Source organism: Phenylobacterium montanum, from assembly GCF_018135625.1.
Classification (GTDB): Bacteria; Pseudomonadota; Alphaproteobacteria; order Caulobacterales; family Caulobacteraceae; genus Poindextera; species Poindextera montana.
This window is the reverse complement of sequence record NZ_CP073078.1, coordinates 4,784,731-4,802,119: the sequence shown is the minus strand read 5'-3', so window position 1 is coordinate 4,802,119 and position 17,389 is coordinate 4,784,731. Positions and strand designations below refer to the sequence as shown.

Here is a 17,389-nt window from a genome sequence, read left to right as displayed (position 1 = left end):
GTGATCGCTTCAGGCGGCCTGGCCCGAGGGCGCGGCCGATGATCGCGCCCGCGACCACTGTGCGATCTTCTGCAGCAATTCCAGCGGGGCGATCGGCTTGGCCAGGTGGTCGTCCATCCCGGCTTCCAGGCAGTGCGCCACCTGGGCCGGCAGCACGTTGGCCGACAGGGCCAGGATGGGCGTCGCGGCGTTGAGCGGCGAGGCGCTGCGGATGGCGCGGGTGGCGGCGAGGCCGTCCATGCCCGGCATCTGCATGTCCATCAGGATCACGTCGAAGCGCTCCCGCGCGGCGGCTTCGACGGCCTCGGCCCCACCTTCGGCCTCGACCAGGCTGTGCCCCAGGGCGGCCAGCATGGCCCGCACCAGCTCGCGATTGGCGGCCACGTCGTCGACCACCAGGATGTGCGCCGAGCCGACCTCGAGCCCGTCGATATCCTCGGCCTCGTCAGGCGCGGGCGCCGGCTGCGCCGCCGGAGCCGGCACGACGAACCAGAAGGTCGAGCCCTCCCCTTCGCGGCCCTCGACCCCGATCTCGCCGCCCATCAGCTCGACCAGGCTCTTGCAGATCGCCAGGCCCAGGCCCGTGCCGCCATGCAGGCGCGTGCTGGAATTGTCCACCTGCCAGAAGCGCTCGAACAGGCGCTGCCGCACGGCCTGCGGCACGCCGACCCCCGTGTCGGTCACCGCCAGCCGCAGGCGCTCGCCGTCACGCTCGAGCCGGACGGTGACCGAGCCGCGCGGGGTGAACTTCACCGCATTGGTGACCAGGTTCAGCAGCACCTGCTGCAGGCGTTCGCCGTCGGCCTCGACGAATCCTGGGCGGCCGCTGGTCTCCAAGCGCAGATCGAGCCCCTTCGCCGCGGCCTGTTCGGCGACCAGGTCCAGGGTTTCGCGGGCCAGGATCTCCGGGTCGATCGCCCGCGGCGCCAGGGTCACCTGGCCGGCTTCCATGCGGGAGAAGTCCAGGATGTCGTTGACGATCGACAGCAGCGCCCGGCCGCTGCGGGAAATGCGCTCGACATAGAGTTCGGCCTGGGCCGGCAGGTCGGGCGTGCTCTCCAGGAGGCCGGAGAAACCGATGATGGCGGTGAGCGGGGTCCTGATCTCGTGGCTCATATTGGCCAGGAAGTCGCCCTTGGCCACAGAGGCCGCCTGGGCCTCGGACAGGGCCTCGCGCAGCTGGCTCTCCAGCCGCCGCCGGCTGGCCAGGGCGGTGGCCACGGGCAGCACCATCGCGGTCATCACCGCCAGGAACACCTGCAGCAGGAACAGCCGGTCGGCGGCGTCCCAAGGCGGTGCGGCCTCCTCGCGGATGCGCGCGAGCTGATAGCCCACCATCACCAGGGCGCTGATCGCGAGCGCCACCGCCGCGCCGGCGACGTTCAGCTCGAACGCCAACAGGATCAGGGCCGGCGGGACGAGAAACGCGAGAGGATAGCGCGTATGGCTGCAGGTCAGCACCAAGGCCAGGGCGAGCAGCCCGGCCGAAAGGGCGCCGCGCCCGGTCCGCACCGAACCCCAGAGCTCCCGCATGGCCTCCGGCGTCAGAGCCAGCAGCATCGGCCCACCGATCAAAAGGCCCAGGGCGTCGATCCGCCACCAGCTGGCGAGCCCTTCCAGAACCGGCGTGCCGCGCGCGACCCAGATGATCGCGCTGCCGGCGATCGCCGACACAGGCGTCGCGAGCAGGACGCCGACCGCGGAGAATATGGCCAGGTGCCGCGGGCGGCTGATGTCGATGGCCGGGCCGCACCAGCGCAGGGTCAGGGCTGCGCAGATCAGGGCCTCGAGCGAACTGGCGAAGGAGGTGCCGAACGACAGCGGAACCTGGCTCCCGGCCACCACCTTGGCGGCGGCGTTGCCAAGGGTGGTGACCAGCAGCAGCCAGACCCAGCGCCGCGGCGGCGAGCGCAGCATCGCGGCCACCGTGATCGAATTGGCCAGCCACAGGCAGGCGATCCGGCCTCCGAAGCGGGTATAGGTCATGCTGGCGAGGGCCATGGCGAACACGGCCAGGCCGACCGCCAGCAGTTTCAATGCCGTCGACGGCCCCGGGCCCGTGGCGCGCGCCTTGAATGTCCCCAAACTCGCCTCGCCTGCCGCCGCTCGCGGCGATCGATTTCCGGCCGGGTCGCCACCCCCTGGCGACACGATTCAGCTTAGCCGTGAATTGTCGGATCGCCGGTTAATCGTGCATCCGAAACCTTCGCGCGAGACGTGCGGCCGATAGTCGCGCCGGCCCAATTCGGGCATTGTCCGTAACGTCAGGAACTGGGCGCCGGGGAGCTTGTGTATAGCGAGAGATCCGATCTCGGCGCCTGCGACACCGCCCCTGCGGCGCCAAGCGATTCGCCTGGATAGCCAAGCTGTTGGATAATAAATTGATTCGAATGGGCGGAACGATGCGCAAAGTCACTACGGCGCTGCTGGCCGGCGCCTATCTCTGTCTGGCCCTGACAGCGGCCCTGCTCATCTGGCGGGGCGGCGGCGGATGGGGTGCGGGTGTGGCGGCGCTGATCGGCGGCCTGGGCCTGGCCCTCGCCCTGCATGGCCAGGTCTCGCGCATAATGGAGCGCGGCCGCCAGTCGGGCGACCTGGCCGACGTGCGCGACGCCCACGTGATCCTGGCCAACCAGCTGGAAAAGATGCACGACCGGGTCGCCGCCCTGGCCAAGACCGTGGCCACCGAGACCTTCGAGCGCTCCGAAATCCTGGCGGAGGAGATCCGCCGCCTGGACGACGCCGTGCAGCAGATGAGCGACACGCTGGAAGAGCGGCTCTCGATGCCGATGGTCCACCATTCTCCAGTCCACTACGCTCCGGCCCACCACGCGCCGCCTCCGCAATCCCCCGCCCAGCTGCGCGTGGCCGAGGCCATGCAGCATCACTCCGCCCAGCACGCCCTGTTGCTCGACACCGTTCGCGAAGCGATGAGCGACAACCGCATCGACCTCTATCTGCAACCGATCGTCGGGCTGCCGCAGCGGCGGACGGTGTTCTACGAGAGCTTTTCGCGCCTGCGCGACGCCACCGGCCGGGTTCTGATGCCCGCCGAATACCTGACCGTCGCCGAGCCCGAGGGGCTGATGTCGACCATCGACAACCTGCTGCTGTTCCGCTGCGCCCAGATCGTGCGCCGCCTGGCCAAGGGCGACCGCAAGGTGGCGATCTTCTGCAACATCTCCCTGGCCTCCCTGGGCGACGAGCAGTTCTTCCCGCAGTTCCTGGAGTTCCTGTCGCAGAACCGCGACATGGCCAAGGGGCTGGTGTTCGAGCTGGGCCAGGCGGCCTTCGAGCGCCGCGGGGCCACCGAGGCGCGCAACATGGCCAAGCTGGCCGACCTCGGCTTCCGCTTCTCGCTGGACAAGGTCACCGACCTGGACCTCGACTTCCAGGACCTGGCCCGGGCCGACGTCAAGTACGTCAAGGTCACCGCCGACACCCTGATCGGCCAACTGACGGAAGAGGATGGCCGGCTGACCCTGCGCGGCCTGAAGGACATCGCCGCCGCCGACTTCGCCGACCTGACCCGCCGCTATGGCGTCGAGCTGATCGCCGAGAAGATCGAGAGCGAGCGCCAGGTGGTGGACATCCTGGAGCTGAACATCGGCTACGGCCAGGGCAACCTGTTCGGCGAGCCGCGGGCGATCCGCGACCAGGTCCTGGCCGAGGCGGAGCCGCCGGCCGACTTCGTCAAGCGCGGCCTGGCCCAGCACGGCGGGCGGTAACACCCGACAACAGCGTTGACCCGGCAGGGCTAGGCGGCTACCGCCCAGCATATGAGCGCGCCCCTGCCCCTGACCGGCCTGTCAGCCATCGCCGACGACTATGACGTGCTGCTGTGCGACGTCTGGGGGGTGATCCACAACGGCCGCGAAGGCTTCCCCGTCGCCTGCGAAGCCCTGGCGCGTTTCGCAGCGGACAAGCCGGTGGTGCTGATCTCCAACGCGCCGCGGCCAGCCGCCGCCGTGCATGAGCAACTGGAGCGCCTGGGCGTGCCGCGGGCTGCCTGGAGCGCCTTCGTCACCTCCGGCGACGCCACCCGGGCGCTCCTCGCCGAGCGTGCGCCCGGCCCCGCCTGGGCGATCGGGCCGGATCGTGACGCCCCTCTCTACGAGGGCCTGCCCCTGGAATTCGCCGACCCGCACGAGGCGGCCTTCATCAGCTGCACCGGCCCCTTCGACGACGAGGTGGAGACGCCAGAGGACTACCGCACCCGTTTCGGGGTCTGCCTGGAGCGGGACCTGGCCATGATCTGCGCCAATCCCGACATCGTGGTCCAGCGCGGCGACCGGCTGATCTATTGCGGCGGGGCCCTGGCCCAGTTCTACGGCGACCTGGGCGGCAAGGTGATCATGGCTGGCAAGCCACACCCGCCGATCTACGACCTGGCTCTGGCCGAGGCTCAACGGCTGCTGGGCCGGCCGGTCGACCGCCGCCGTGTGCTGTGCGTCGGCGACGGCCTGCCGACCGACGTGCAAGGCGCCCTGCACCAGCATCTTGACTGCCTGTTCGTCGCCGGCGGTATCCACAGGGCCGAGGTGTGCGACGCCACAGGCGCCCTCGATCCGGCGGCCGCGGCGCACCGCCTGGCCGAAGACGGCCTTTCCGCCCGCTACCTGATGGCGGATCTGATCTGGTGAACGGAGGGTGAGTTTGAGCGGACTGCAGCTTGAGGACCTGAGCGTCGGCCAGAGCGCCGAGCGCGCCTGGACGGTCAGCGAGGCCGTGATCCAGGCCTTCGCCGAGGTCTCCGGCGACGCTAATCCCGTGCACCTGGATGAGGCCTATGCCTCAACCACCCAGTTCAAGGGCCGCATCGCCCACGGCATGCTGGCGGCCAGCTACATCTCGGCGGTGATCGGCATGCAACTGCCGGGACCGGGGAGCATCTACCTGTCGCAATCGCTGAAGTTCCGCCGCCCGGTGAAGATCGGCGACGGGGTGACGGCCAGGGTCGAGATAGTGGCGATCGATGAGGCCAAGGCCCATGTGACGCTTCGCACCGTCTGCAGCGTGAACGGCAAGGCCGTGGTCGAGGGCGAGGCGGTGGTGATGGTTTCGCGGCGGGGCGGCTGAACTTGCATCTGAAAGTGATCCACGGCTGGCGCGACATCGAGCCCGAGCACCGCGGCGCGGCCGTGGCGCTGGGCGAGTTCGACGGCGTGCACCGGGGCCACCAGCGGGTGATCGCCGCCGCCGCTGTCGCCGCCGGCCGGCTGCACGCGCCGCTGGGGGTGATCAGCTTCGAGCCGCATCCGCGGCGCTACTTCTTCCCCAATGTCGAGCCCTTCCGGCTGATGACCCTGGACCAGCAGGCCCGGGCGCTGGACGACCTGGGGGTCGACTTCTTCTACGTGCTGCCGTTCGACGCCGAGATGGCGCAGATGAGCGACGAGGACTTCGCCCGCGACGTGCTGGCCTCAGGGCTCGGCGCCCGCCACGTCGCCGCCGGCTTCGACATCACCTTCGGCAAGGGCCGCAGCGGCGATCCCGAGGCCTTGAAGCGCTATGGCGAGACCTATGGCTTCTCGGTCTCCATCGCCGAGCGGGCGGGCGACGAGAAGATCGCCAAATACTCCTCCAGCGGGGTGCGCGAGGCGCTGAAGGCCGGCCATCCCGAACGCGCCACCGAAATCCTCGGCCGGCCCTTCGCCATCGAGGGCGTGGTGGTCGAGGGCCAGAAGCTGGGCCGCAAGCTGGGCTTCCCCACCGCCAACGTGAACGGCGGCGACTATGTCCGCCCGCGCCTGGGCTCCTATGCGACGAGGACCCGCTTGGCCGACGGCCGCGAGATCCCCGGCGTGGCCAATTTCGGCGTCAATCCGACGACCGGCCTGGTCGAGGCGCGGCTGGAGGTCTGGCTGTTCGAATTCGACGAAGACCTCTACGGCCAGACCATCGAGACGGACCTGGTGGCGTTCCTGCGGCCGGAGTTGAAGTTCGAGGGCCTGGAAGCGCTGATCGACCAGATCGGCAAGGATGCCGACGCGGCGGCGAGGATTTTGCTGCCAGAGATTTGAGAGGCAAGGACCGAGACGGCTTTAACCGCCGCTGCCGAATCGGGGCAGGTCATTCCACGCTGTAGAGACACCACGAGTAATCCGGGACTGGATTCATGTTCCGGCCTCCAGCCGGAACATGCGGCGTGACCGCAGCGACATCACGTGCGGACTTTCCGGCAGGATAGTGGATGAAGTCGATCGCGTTGCCGTTCCCAAATGCGCAACTGGTGCCGTCGTGGAACTTCACGGTGAAGACGGTGTAGCCCATCCCAGTCTCGCCGGCTTCATAGAGCTGGTTGGCGAAGCTCGCGGGCAAGCGATGTGGGCTTTCCGAGAGGGCGTCGATCTCGGCCAGAGAGACGACTGACTTGCCGCGATCATCTTCGGGCCAGACACCCCACCAACGGAACCAAGTGATGGCCTCGCTTAGGTAAACACACTCGATATTCGTGCCGGATTTGAGGCGAACTCGAGAAGGGAAATACAGTGGCTCGCCGGCACGGCCTCCGCTGGGCGTAATGAGGCTCAGCGCGTCGGCCTGCGCCTTCGTCAATCTCGGATAGCTCCGCTGCATGACCCAGAGATGATGCAGCTTAGCAAGCCTGTCGAGGGGCGATCGGATGCGGCGTCGCTCGTTCCGTATCGGCGGTCAGGGACGCGGTGGCCCGCACTTGGTCTCTAGGTGCGCCGTCCAGCGGCGAGGCCGAGCCTTGATTTCACAGTTGCGAGCCTGCCTGCCGTTCCGGCCAAGTCAAGGGCGCAACCGGCCTCCGCCTGTCGTATTGGAACTAACGATCCCGCCTGCTAATCTAGCCATCTAGCTAGCCAGATAGCCAACTCATCGGAGCAGCCCAATGCATACCGTCGGCGTCTTTGAAGCCAAGAATCGTCTGACGGCCCTGTTGGACGAAGTCGAAGGCGGCGGCGAGGTGATGATCACACGTCGCGGCAAGCCGATAGCCCGCCTGGTTCCGGCGGAGACCGGCTTCAATCGAGACAAGGCCCGCCGCGCCGCCGAGGGGCTTCGAACGGCCAGCAAAGGCCAGACGCTGGGCGGCCTGAGCATCCGGGACCTGATCGACGAAGGGCGGCGGTGAGTTTCGTCCTCGACAATTCCATCGCCCTCGCCTGGTGCTTCGAGGACGAACAGACTCCGGCGATCATGGCGCTGCTCGACCGGGTCGCCGCAGCGGGCGCATTCGCCCCGCAGCTATGGCCGATCGAGGCGCTGAACGGGCTGCTGACCGCCGAACGGCGTGGCAGGATCACGGCCGAGAAGCGCCGCAGCCTGGCGGGCCTGCTCAACGCCTTGCCGATCAGCATCGACGATGAAACCGCCGTTCGGACATGGAGCGCGACAGCGCAACTCGCCGAAGCCTATGGCCTGACCGCTTATGATGCGACCTATCTCGAACTGACGCTCCGCCTGCAAGTTCCCCTTGCGACCAGTGACAAGCGCCTAGTCGCCGCCGCCCGGGCGGCTGGCGTAGAGATGCTCCCGACAAGCTAGGGCTGGGCTGGGGCAACAACCCACTCGCCCCTCGCGCCGCCCTCTGTTACACCGCCCGCATGATCAAGGTTCGGACAGGGTTTCGAATTATCCGCCCGGCGTGACGCGCTCCTGTTAAGGGCTGTCGCGCGCCGGGAGACCTCGACCCTTTTCAAAGTCCCATCGAGCCTTAGTTTTGGATCCGATCATGGCCAACGACGCCCACGGCGAGACCGCCGCCCGCGACTACCGCGAAACCGTCTTCCTTCCCGAGACCCCGTTCCCCATGCGCGCGGGCCTACCCAAGCTGGAGCCCGAGATCCTGGGCGAATGGGCGCGCACCGACCTCTACGCCGCCATGCGCAAGAAGCGCCAGGCGGACGGGGCGCCCCTGTTCGTGTTCCATGACGGCCCGCCCTACGCCAATGGCGCCATCCACATCGGCCACTCGCTGAACAAGATCCTCAAGGACTTCGTGGTCCGCTCGCGTTTCCTGTTGGGCTACGACGTCGACTACGTCCCCGGCTGGGACTGCCACGGCCTGCCGATCGAGTGGAAGGTCGAGGAGGAGTTCCGTAGCAAAGGCCGGCGCAAGGACGAGGTCAGCAAGGCCGAGTTCCGCGCCCGCTGCCGCGAATACGCCGAGCACTGGATCGGGGTCCAGGGCGGCGAATTCCAGCGCCTGGGGGTGATCGGCGACTGGGCTAACCGCTACTCGACCATGGATTTCTCCAGCGAAGCCAAGATCGTCGAGGAGTTCCACAAGTTCGTGGCCATGGGCCAGCTCTATCGCGGCTCCAAGCCCGTCATGTGGAGCCCGGTCGAGCGCACCGCCCTGGCCGACGCAGAAATCGAATACCACGACCATGTCAGCCCCACGGTCTGGGTGAAGTTCCCGGTGATCGAGGGCTCGGACGGCGAGGTCGGGGCCTCGGTGGTGATCTGGACCACCACGCCCTGGACCATCCCGGCCAACCGGGCGATCTCGTACAATCCGGACATCGCCTATTCGGTCTATGTGGTCGAGGCCATGGAGACCGGCCTGCCGTTCGAGCCCTGGGCCAAGCCCGGCGACCGGCTGGTCGTCGCCGACCGGCTGGCCGAGGACGTGCGCGCGGCGGCCAAGATCGACCGCTGGCGCCGCGAGGAACGGGTCGACTGCCAGGGCATGGTCTGCGCCCACCCCCTGGCCAACCTGGACTCGGGCTATGGTTTCGCGGTGCCGCTGCTGGCCGGTGACCATGTGACCGAGGATGCGGGCACGGGCTTCGTCCACACAGCTCCCGGCCATGGCCAGGACGACTATCAGGTCTGGCTGGCCCACGGCCATCGCGAGATCCCCGACACCGTCGATCCGGACGGCGCCTACTACGACCACGTGCCCCTGTTCGCCGGCCTGAAGGTGCTGGAGACCGAGGGCAAGAAGGCCGGCAAGTTCGGCCCGGCCAACGGCGCGGTGATGGACAGGCTGATCGAGGCCGGCAACCTTCTGGCCCGCGGCCGGCTGGAGCACAGCTATCCGCACAGCTGGCGCTCCAAGGCCCCGGTGATCTTCCGCAATACGCCCCAGTGGTTCATTCGCATGGACGCGCCGATCGAGGGCCCGGCGCACCAGGGCAAGACCCTGCGCCAGACCGCGCTGCGCGCCATCGACGCCACCGAGTTCTATCCGGCTCAGGGGCGCAACCGCATCCGCTCGATGGTCGAGACCCGCCCCGACTGGCTGGTCAGCCGCCAGCGCGCCTGGGGCTCGCCCCTGGCCATCTTCATCGAGAAGGACACCGGCCACCCCCTGGCGGACCCGGACGTCTCCAAGCGCATCTGCGAGGCCATCGCCGAGGAGGGCGCCGACGCCTGGTTCAACCGCCCGGCCAGTGACTTCCTGGGCAACCACGATCCCGACCGCTACGAGAAGGTCGACGACATCCTCGACGTATGGTTCGACAGCGGCTCGACCCACGCCTTCACCCTGGAGGGCCGGGCGGATTCCCACTCGCCCGCCGACTGCTATCTGGAGGGCTCGGACCAGCACCGCGGCTGGTTCCAGTCCTCGCTGCTGGAATCCTGCGGCACGCGCGGGCGCGCGCCGTTCAAAGCGGTCGTGACCCACGGCTTCACGCTCGACGAGAAGGGCGAGAAGATGTCCAAGAGCCTGGGCAACACCATCGAGCCCCAGGCGATCATGAAGGACAGCGGGGCCGAGATCCTGCGCCTCTGGGCGGCGATGGTCGACTACGCCGAGGACCAGCGGATCGGCAAGACCATCCTGCAGACCACGGTCGACGGCTATCGCAAGCTGCGCAACACGGTGCGCTACCTCTTGGGCGGCCTGGCCGGCTTCGACGAGGCAGAGCGCGTAGCCCTGGCCGACATGCCGCCGCTGGAGCGCTACATCCTGCATCGCCTCTGGCAGCTCGACGGCCTGGTTCGCCGCGCCTACGAGACCTACCGCTTCCAGGACGTCTGGCGGCCGCTGTCCGAGTTCTGTTCGGGCGACCTGTCGGCCCTCTATTTCGACATCCGCCGGGACGCCCTCTATTGCGACCGGCCTGACAGCCTGCGCCGCCGCGCCTGCCGCACGGTGATGGACCTGGTGTTCGAGCGCCTGACCGCCTGGCTCTCGCCCCTGGCCTGTTTCACCATGGAGGAGGCCTGGGCCACGCGCTTCCCCAGCGCTGGCTCCAACTGCCTGAGGGTGATCCCGGAGACGCCGGCGGAATGGCGCAACGACGCCGAGGCCGAGCGCTGGGGCCGGGTCGAGACGGTGACCCGCGCGGTCACCGGCGCCCTGGAGGTCGAGCGGCGCGAAAAGCGCATCGGCGCGGCCCTGGAGGCGGCGCCCCGGGTGCATATCACAGCGCCCGAACTCCTGGCCGCCTTCGAGGGCCTGGACGCCGCCGAGGTGTTCCGCACCAGCCAGGCGAGCCTGGTCGCCGGCGAAGGGCCTGAGGGCGCCTTCCGCCTCGACGAGGTCAAGGGCGTCGCCGTCGAACCGCTGAAGGCCGAAGGTCAGAAGTGCGCTCGTTCCTGGCGCATCCTGCCGGAGGTGGGAAGCGATCCGCGCTACCCCGACCTGTCGCTGCGCGACGCCGACGCGGTCGCCTACTGGGATGAACAGCATGGCGAGTGAATCGCCGGGCCGCCGCACCAGCTGGGTCGCCTACGCCCTCGCCGCCCTGGTGGTGGTGCTGGACCAGGCCTCCAAGGCCTATGTCATCGGCCCGCTGGACTTGCCCGAACGTCTGCGGATCCCGGTGCTGCCGCCCTTCTTCATGCTCAGCTCGGTGGCCAACCAGGGGGTCAGCTTCGGCCTCCTGCGCGCCGACACGCCCATGGGCCGCTGGCTGCTGGTGATCTTCGCCGCGGCGGTGGTGATCGGCCTCGGCGTGTTCGCCTGGCGCCAGACCAGGCTTTGGACGGCGCTGGCCATCGGCCTGATCATGGGCGGGGCGATCGGCAACAACCTGATCGACCGGGTGCGATTCGGCTCGGTGGTCGATTTCCTGGATTTCTCCGGGATCGGCTTCAAATGGGTGTTCAACGTGGCCGACAGCGCCATCACCGTCGGCGTGATCCTGCTGCTGCTGGAAGGACTTGTCTCGCCGAACAAGGCGGAGAAACCCGCGGCGTCTTAGGGCATTGGCGCCCGGCGCAATAATGCGCTATCGAAGCCGCAAGAGACGGCCGGGGGCGGTCCTAGGAGCATAGGTCTGATGAGTTTCAATCGCGTCGCGGTCGCCGCCGTTCTGCTGGCGGGCCTGGGCCTGGCGGGCTGTCAGAGCACGCGCGAGGCCCTGGGCATGACCAAGGTCACCCCCGACGAGTTTCGCGTGGTCACCAAGGCGCCCCTGGTTGTGCCCCCCGACTACGCCCTGCGCCCGCCGGCGCCCGGCGAGCCGCGCCCCCAGGAGCTGCAGCCCGAAAGCGCCGCCCGCACCGCCCTTCTGGGCGCCCGCGCGGCCGAGTCGCGCTCGGACGGCGAAAAGATGCTGGCCTCCAAGGCCGGCGCCGATCATGCCGACCCGCTGATCCGCTATGTGGTCGATGACGAGTTCGGCAGCGTGGCGCACAAGGAAACCAGCTTCGCCGACAAGATCATGTTCTGGCGCAAGGACAAGCCCGAGACCCAGGGCCAGGCGCTGACCGCCAACGAGGCTGGCGCCTCGAGCCCGACCCCGGTCGATCCGGAAGTCGAAAAGACCCGCATCGCCAAGCTGACCGGCAACGGGCCGATCGTGATCAAGCGCGAGAAGGACTCGCACATCAAGCTGCCGGGGCTCTGAGCTCCCGGCAACCGCCGCCCTATTCCATCGGCCCAGACACCTGCAGCCCGCGGGCGCGCAGGTGGTCGAGCACGCCCCCCGGCATGATCAGGGTCGGCAGGTCGAATTCCGCCACCGCGCGCGGCGCGCCGCGGCTGAGCGCCTGGGCGATGGCGGCGCTGTCCTGGTTCGCCGCCCTGTCGAAAGCCGCCCCAAAGGCCGGCGCCGCCTGCAGGCAGGCGCGGTCGATGGCGTCGATCGGCGGGGTGGTCACCTCGCCCTTGGCCCAGGCGTCGGCCAGGGCTTTCAGCCGATCCGGCCCCACCGAAAGGTCGTGCACCGAGGCGGCGAGGCAGGCTTCCTGGCCTTTCGCCCCGAGAGTTTTGAACTGGTTGATCATCTCGCTGGCGTCCACCGTGCCCGACGGCGTCTCGCTGAGCCCCTTGGCGTGCGCCAGCTTGCGCACCTTGCTCTCCACCTGGCCGGACTGCAGATCGTAGGCCTTGAGGAAGTCCTGCGACAGCCAGAAGCCCGCTACGGCCGGTTTCCAGCCGTCGTAGTGACCCTGGCCCTGGCCGATCGACTGGCGCATGGCGGCGAACTGGCGGCGAAGCGGCGGGGACAGCGTCGTCTCCATGGGCGTGGGCGAGCGAAGTTCGCCGAAATTGACCAGGATCAGCCCGGTCTCGGCGACCTTGTTCTTCGGCTGTGGCCCCACGATCAGGGTGCTGGCCGAGGCCAGGCGCTTTTCCAGGCCCGAGGTGTCCCAGTTGAAGTTGCGCGGCGTCACGCGCGGGGCGCCGATGATCCAAATCTCGTTGCGGCCATCGGAGACGCGCCACCAGGCCGGCGCTGCGCCGGCGGCGGATGCCAGGGTCAGGCCGAAAACGCCGGCCATAACGGCGCACAGCGCCGAGAAAACGCGGGATCGGGTCAAGAAATCCACTCGGTTGAATCAGCGCGGGGGAGGCGGCGCGCCACGACTACAGATTTGGGCGATAGGCCCGCCGATCAAGGCGATGTCGTGGCGGGCGCCGTCCTATAACGCGGAATCGGCTATGGTGGCCGTATGACAATCCGTCGCCTCCCGCCGGAAACCGTGAACCGCATCGCCGCCGGCGAGGTGGTCGAGCGGCCGGCCAGCGCCGTCAAGGAGCTGGTGGAAAACGCCATCGACGCTGGCGCGAGGCGGATCGAGGTGCAGGCCGATCAGGGCGGCCTGTCCCGCATCCTGGTGGTCGACGACGGCTCCGGCCTCACGCGCGAGGAGCTGGGCGTCGCCGTCGAGCGCCATGCGACCTCCAAGCTGTCGCCGGATGACGATGGAAACTGGGACCTGCTGCGCATCGGCACCCTGGGCTTTCGCGGCGAGGCCCTGCCCTCGATCGGCTCGGTCGCCCGCCTGACCTTGACAGCCCGCGCACAAGGTTCAGCCGACGCCTATGCGCTGGCGGTCGAGGGCGGGGCGGTGGGCGAGGCGCATCCGGCGCCCTTCGCCGGACCGCACGGAGCGCGGGTCGAGGTACGTGACCTGTTCTTCGCCACCCCCGCGCGGCTGAAGTTCATGAAGTCGGAACGCGCCGAAGCCATGGCCATCACCGAAGAGGTCAAGCGCCAGGCCATGGCCCACGAGGCGGTGGCCTTCGCCCTGGACCTGGACGGGCGCCGTGTGCTGCGCCTGCCGGCCGAGGCCGAGGGGCCGGAGGGGCGGCTGAAGCGGCTCCACGCCGTCCTGGGGGGCGAGTTCCAGGACAACGCGCTGCTGATCGACCAGACGCGAGACGGCGTGCGCCTGACCGGCTATGCCGGCCTGCCGACCTATTCGCGCGGCAACTCGGCCCACCAGCACCTGTTCGTCAACGGCCGGCCCGTGCGCGACCGGCTGCTTCAGGGGGCCTTGAGGGCCGCCTACGCCGATTATCTGGCAAGGGATCGGCACCCCACCGCAGCCCTCTATGTCGAGCTGGATCCGGTCGAGGTGGACATCAACGTCCACCCGGCCAAGGCCGAGGTGCGTTTCCGCGACCCCAGCCTGGTGCGCGGCCTGATTGTCGGCGCCCTGCGCCACGCCCTGGCCGGCGCGGGGCACCGGGCCTCTACCACCGTCGCCAGCCAGGCCCTGGGCGGCTTCCGCCCCGGCGGCCCGAGCGCGGCAGGCTTCTCGGCCTGGGGCGCCGGCGGGTGGACGCCCTCTCCGGTCGCCGCGACCGCCAACCTGCCGGGCCTGGGCCAGGTCTCGGCGCGGGTCGAACCTTCGCCGAGCGGCTTCGCACAGGTGGCCGAAGCCGCCATGGCCTTCGTTCAGGACGCCCCGCCGGCGCCGGCCGGCGAGACGGTGGTTGATCCGACCCTTTTTCCCCTGGGCGCCGCCCGGGCTCAGGTGCACGAGACCTATATCGTCGCCCAGACCCGCGACGGGGTGGTGATCGTCGACCAGCACGCCGCCCATGAGCGGCTGGTCTATGAGCGCATGAAGGCCGAGATGGAGGCCGGCGGCGTGACTCGCCAGGCCCTGCTGCTGCCCGAGGTGGTGGACCTGGACCCCGCCGAGGCCCAGCGGGTGGCGGACAAGGCCGAGGAGCTGGCCGCGCTCGGCCTGATCATCGAGCCCTTCGGCCCCGGCGCCATCCTGGTGCGCGAGACCCCGGCCCTCTTGGGCGAGACCGATGTCGGCGGGCTGATCCGCGACATCGCCGACGACCTCTCCGAGAACGGCGCCGCCCTGGCCCTGGCCGAGCGGCTGCAGGCGGTCTGCTCGACCATGGCCTGCCACGGCTCGGTCCGCGCCGGTCGCCGGCTCAGCGCCGCCGAAATGAACGCTCTGCTGCGCCAGATGGAAGCCACGCCCCACTCCGGCCAGTGCAACCACGGCCGCCCGACCTATGTGGAACTGAAGCTGGCCGACATCGAGCGGCTGTTCGGGCGCCGGTGACACGACCTGAAACCGACGCGCCTCAATTGCGACAACACTGGCGCGCAGGTCTGGGGCGTGTAGGAGTACGCCGCATGCCGCCGTTTCGCCTGATCCCCGCCGTTCTGGCCCTGGCCCTGCTGGCCAGCCCCGCCCTGGCGGAGGAGCCCCAGGCGTCCGACGCGCCGGTGGCCACCGCCAAGGGAGCGCCGGCCGCGCCGCCGGACACCACCGCTGCCGACATCCAGCAATTCGTCGCCGACGGCGCCGACGACCAGAAGGAACCCCTGCCCGACCACAAGCCCCACGGCTTCGTTTCGGTCGGCGTCGGCACGGGCGGCTATCGCGAGGTCGCCGGCGCGGTCACCGTGCCGATCGGCGACAAGGACCAGGGCCAGGTGACCCTGGCCATCGACGCCGGGAAGGTGGACGGGCGCAGGCACTGAGCCTGCGCCGCGCCGTCAGAACGGAGCGAACCCGTTCGGCGCGCCCAGGCCCGTCGGCCCGTCGTAGCCGCCGACTGCATTGCACAGGTAGTAGGTAGAACTGCCGACCGCGCCGCAGCTGCCGTTGCTGCCCGAGGTCACGTCGGTCAGGGCGCTGGAGTTCCCATAGAGGAAGCGGCCGTAGGGGAACTGGCTGGAATTGACCACATTGCCGTAGACCCCCGCGATCAGCGGGGCGGCGACGCTGGTGCCGCCGAACACCAGCCAGGCCGAGGTCCTGGAATTGGCCGGCCCAAAGACGGCGACGCCGGTGTTCGGGTCCGCCACGGCCGAGACGTCGGCGATGGTGCGCATGGCGCAGCCGGAGTCGAACTGCCAGGTCGGCTTGGGATAGGTGGTGCTGCAGCCGCTGCCCGCGCCGGACCAGGCCGTCTGCGTCCCGTTGCTGGCGAGGCTGGTGCCGCCGACGGCGATCACCGACGGCAGGGACGCGGGAAACTGCGGCCCGGCGGCATAGGCGCTGTCGCCCGAGCTGGCGGTGATCACCAGGTTCGGATTGACCGCGAAGGGATAGGCGCTCTGGTAGTTGTAGGCGCCAGCATAGGCGGCGGACCCGGACTCGCCGCCGCCATAGCTGTTGCTGATCACCGCCGCGCCCATCCTGGCCGCGGTCTGCTCGGCGGTCGCCAGGTCGGCGAAGCTGGCCGAATTGGCCTCCACCAGGATGATCTTGCAGTTGGGGCACATGGCGCTGACCATCTCGATGTCGAGCGCGCTCTCCTGGGCCCAGCCGGTGTTCTGGCGGGGAAGGCCGCTGGTCCCGCCGTTCTGGTTCACCTTGCGGAAGCAGCCGGTGCTGGCGAGGCAGGCCGGCAGGCCGTACTGCGAGCGATAGGTCGCCAGATCGCTGGCGGCGTTGGTGTAGCCATAGGCGTCGACGATGGCGACGGTGATCCCCACGCCGCCGGTCGGGACAGCGCCCTTGTTGTAGGCGGCCCACAGGGCTGAGGGGCCATAGCCGGCCGGGGTGATGTTGCGCGCCAGCATGCGCGCGATCGGCGCGCCGCGGCCATCGGTCACCACATGGGCGTGGCAGCGGGCCATCCCCCGGGCTGCAGGCCCTGGACAGGTGGCCATGTGGAAGGTGTTGCCCGAGCGCTCCAGCCAGCCCTGCGCTCCCGCAGGCCCGGCCAGCGACGCCATCACGGCGACCAGGACCGACCCGATCGCGGCCGAAAGACCACGCAGCATGTTTTCGCCCCTATCTCAGTCGGCGGCGCGGGAACAGACCGGCGCAGCCCCTTGGCCGCGGATGAGAACACCTTTCCGCGACTCCGGCCACCAACTGTAGAGCTCGTGATGTGAATATTTTAGGAAATTAAGAAATCGGGACCAACAAAATCGCCTCTTAGGCTAATCCCGCAATAATTCGTTAACCGAAGTCTTGGAGCGGGTCTGAGCGTCTACTGTCTTGACGATCACCGCACAGGAGAGGCTCGGCCCCGCGCCGTGCGGATCGGGCAGGGTCCCCGGCACCACCACGGAATAGGGCGGCACCTTGCCGCGATGCACTTCGCCGGTCTTGCGGTCGACGATCTTGGTCGAGGCGGAGATGAACACCCCCATCGACAGCACCGAGCCCTCGCCGATGATCACCCCCTCGACCACCTCGGAGCGGGCGCCGATGAAGCAGTCGTCCTCGATGATGGTGGGATTGGCCTGCAGCGGCTCCAGCACGCCGCCGATGCCCACGCCGCCGGACAGGTGCACGTTCTTGCCGATCTGGGCGCAGGAGCCGACCGTCGACCAGGTGTCGACCATGGTCCCTTCATCGACATAGGCGCCGATATTGACGAACGAGGGCATCAGCACGGCGTTGCGGCCGACGAAGGCCCCGCGGCGCACGATCGAGCCCGGCACGGCGCGAAAGCCCGCGGCCTCGAAGTCGGCCCCGGTCCAGCTGGCGAACTTGCCGGGCACCTTGTCCCACCAGGGGCCGACGCCCGGCTCGTGGGTCAGGCCGGCTGTTCCGGTCATCAGCACGTTCTGGTGCAGGCGGAAGGAAAGCAGCACCGCCTTCTTCAGCCACTGGCGCACCACCCACTCGCCCTCGACCTTCTCGGCCACGCGGGCACGGCCGGCGTCCAGCAGCTGGATGGCCTCGGCCACCGACTCGCGGATGAAGCCGGTGGTGGTGTGGCTGATCTCGGCGCGAGCCTCCCAGGCCTGCTCGATGGCGGCTTCCAGGTCGGCGAACCGGTTCTCGTCGGTCATGG

General features: G+C 69.1%; 16 protein-coding genes. 11 read left to right on the top strand and 5 right to left on the bottom strand.

Translation table 11 applies throughout. The annotated features are described in order from the left end of the window. Positions 1-9 precede the first annotated feature (9 nt). Positions 10-2,037, bottom strand: a complete 2,028-nt coding sequence (locus tag KCG34_RS21985; RefSeq protein ID WP_211937735.1) for a hybrid sensor histidine kinase/response regulator — start codon at positions 2,035-2,037, stop codon at positions 10-12. A gap of 365 nt (positions 2,038-2,402) precedes the next feature. Between KCG34_RS21985 and tipF the strand changes: the two genes are divergently transcribed. The 4 genes from tipF to KCG34_RS21965 are packed head-to-tail and all read left to right on the top strand — an operon-like array spanning position 2,403 to position 6,023. Further along, positions 2,403-3,728, top strand: coding sequence for a flagella assembly cyclic-di-GMP phosphodiesterase TipF (tipF, locus tag KCG34_RS21980; protein ID WP_211937734.1), 1,326 nt, complete (start codon positions 2,403-2,405; stop codon positions 3,726-3,728). Between the two features lie 51 nt (positions 3,729-3,779). After that, positions 3,780-4,643 carry a TIGR01459 family HAD-type hydrolase gene (locus KCG34_RS21975; RefSeq protein WP_211937733.1) on the top strand — a complete coding sequence of 288 codons (864 nt, stop codon included), beginning with the start codon at positions 3,780-3,782 and terminating at the stop codon, positions 4,641-4,643. A gap of 13 nt (positions 4,644-4,656) precedes the next feature. Further along, on the top strand, positions 4,657-5,079 hold the full coding sequence (locus KCG34_RS21970) for a MaoC family dehydratase (RefSeq protein ID WP_211937732.1): 423 nt from the start codon (positions 4,657-4,659) through the stop codon (positions 5,077-5,079). A 2-nt stretch (positions 5,080-5,081) separates the two neighbouring features. Further along, positions 5,082-6,023, top strand: coding sequence for a bifunctional riboflavin kinase/FAD synthetase (locus tag KCG34_RS21965; RefSeq protein WP_211937731.1), 942 nt, complete (start codon positions 5,082-5,084; stop codon positions 6,021-6,023). 49 nt (positions 6,024-6,072) lie between these two features. Here the strand turns inward: KCG34_RS21965 and KCG34_RS21960 are convergent, their stop codons facing one another. Beyond that, on the bottom strand, positions 6,073-6,558 hold the full coding sequence (locus KCG34_RS21960) for a hypothetical protein (protein ID WP_211937730.1): 486 nt from the start codon (positions 6,556-6,558) through the stop codon (positions 6,073-6,075). Between the two features lie 301 nt (positions 6,559-6,859). Here KCG34_RS21960 and KCG34_RS21955 point away from each other — a divergent pair, with 301 nt between their 5' ends. From KCG34_RS21955 to KCG34_RS21935, 5 genes are all read left to right on the top strand, one after another. Then, complete coding sequence (locus KCG34_RS21955) at positions 6,860-7,102, top strand: type II toxin-antitoxin system Phd/YefM family antitoxin (RefSeq protein ID WP_211937729.1); 243 nt, start codon at positions 6,860-6,862, stop codon at positions 7,100-7,102. Further along, a complete protein-coding gene (locus KCG34_RS21950; protein WP_211937728.1) occupies positions 7,099-7,515 on the top strand; it encodes a type II toxin-antitoxin system VapC family toxin in 417 nt (138 codons plus the stop codon). The genes KCG34_RS21955 and KCG34_RS21950 overlap by 4 nt, the downstream gene beginning before the upstream one ends. A 187-nt stretch (positions 7,516-7,702) precedes the next feature. After that, positions 7,703-10,624, top strand: coding sequence for an isoleucine--tRNA ligase (ileS, locus tag KCG34_RS21945; RefSeq protein WP_211937727.1), 2,922 nt, complete (start codon positions 7,703-7,705; stop codon positions 10,622-10,624). Further along, positions 10,614-11,129, top strand: coding sequence for a signal peptidase II (gene lspA / locus KCG34_RS21940; RefSeq protein ID WP_211937726.1), 516 nt, complete (start codon positions 10,614-10,616; stop codon positions 11,127-11,129). Before ileS ends, lspA begins: the two co-directional genes overlap by 11 nt. A gap of 78 nt (positions 11,130-11,207) precedes the next feature. Continuing rightward, positions 11,208-11,777 carry a DUF3035 domain-containing protein gene (locus KCG34_RS21935; protein ID WP_211937725.1) on the top strand — a complete coding sequence of 190 codons (570 nt, stop codon included), beginning with the start codon at positions 11,208-11,210 and terminating at the stop codon, positions 11,775-11,777. A gap of 19 nt (positions 11,778-11,796) precedes the next feature. Here the strand turns inward: KCG34_RS21935 and KCG34_RS21930 are convergent, their stop codons facing one another. After that, positions 11,797-12,693 carry a TraB/GumN family protein gene (locus tag KCG34_RS21930; RefSeq protein WP_211937724.1) on the bottom strand — a complete coding sequence of 299 codons (897 nt, stop codon included), beginning with the start codon at positions 12,691-12,693 and terminating at the stop codon, positions 11,797-11,799. A gap of 132 nt (positions 12,694-12,825) precedes the next feature. On the opposite strand from KCG34_RS21930, the gene mutL reads away from it, so the two are divergent. Both mutL and KCG34_RS21920 read left to right on the top strand, forming a co-directional pair. Next, positions 12,826-14,688: a DNA mismatch repair endonuclease MutL gene (gene mutL / locus KCG34_RS21925; protein WP_211937723.1), complete on the top strand. Its 1,863-nt coding sequence runs from the start codon at positions 12,826-12,828 to the stop codon at positions 14,686-14,688. A 74-nt stretch (positions 14,689-14,762) separates the two neighbouring features. Then, positions 14,763-15,113 carry a hypothetical protein gene (locus KCG34_RS21920; protein ID WP_211937722.1) on the top strand — a complete coding sequence of 117 codons (351 nt, stop codon included), beginning with the start codon at positions 14,763-14,765 and terminating at the stop codon, positions 15,111-15,113. 15 nt (positions 15,114-15,128) lie between these two features. Here the strand turns inward: KCG34_RS21920 and KCG34_RS21915 are convergent, their stop codons facing one another. Together KCG34_RS21915 and dapD are read right to left on the bottom strand one after the other, a co-directional pair. Then, complete coding sequence (locus KCG34_RS21915) at positions 15,129-16,364, bottom strand: S53 family peptidase (protein ID WP_211937721.1); 1,236 nt, start codon at positions 16,362-16,364, stop codon at positions 15,129-15,131. Positions 16,365-16,526: 162 nt separating this feature from the next. Next, positions 16,527-17,387, bottom strand: coding sequence for a 2,3,4,5-tetrahydropyridine-2,6-dicarboxylate N-succinyltransferase (gene dapD, locus KCG34_RS21910; protein ID WP_211937720.1), 861 nt, complete (start codon positions 17,385-17,387; stop codon positions 16,527-16,529). Positions 17,388-17,389 lie beyond the last annotated feature (2 nt).

Coding starts and splice junctions, on each gene's coding strand:
- KCG34_RS21975 (WP_211937733.1), top strand. CDS start 3,780: ATGAGCGCGCCCCTGCCCCTGACCGGCCTGTCAGCCATCGCCGACGAC.
- tipF (WP_211937734.1), top strand. CDS start 2,403: ATGCGCAAAGTCACTACGGCGCTGCTGGCCGGCGCCTATCTCTGTCTG.
- KCG34_RS21915 (WP_211937721.1), bottom strand. CDS start 16,364: ATGCTGCGTGGTCTTTCGGCCGCGATCGGGTCGGTCCTGGTCGCCGTG.
- KCG34_RS21955 (WP_211937729.1), top strand. CDS start 6,860: ATGCATACCGTCGGCGTCTTTGAAGCCAAGAATCGTCTGACGGCCCTG.
- ileS (WP_211937727.1), top strand. CDS start 7,703: ATGGCCAACGACGCCCACGGCGAGACCGCCGCCCGCGACTACCGCGAA.
- mutL (WP_211937723.1), top strand. CDS start 12,826: ATGACAATCCGTCGCCTCCCGCCGGAAACCGTGAACCGCATCGCCGCC.
- KCG34_RS21935 (WP_211937725.1), top strand. CDS start 11,208: ATGAGTTTCAATCGCGTCGCGGTCGCCGCCGTTCTGCTGGCGGGCCTG.
- lspA (WP_211937726.1), top strand. CDS start 10,614: ATGGCGAGTGAATCGCCGGGCCGCCGCACCAGCTGGGTCGCCTACGCC.
- KCG34_RS21920 (WP_211937722.1), top strand. CDS start 14,763: ATGCCGCCGTTTCGCCTGATCCCCGCCGTTCTGGCCCTGGCCCTGCTG.
- dapD (WP_211937720.1), bottom strand. CDS start 17,387: ATGACCGACGAGAACCGGTTCGCCGACCTGGAAGCCGCCATCGAGCAG.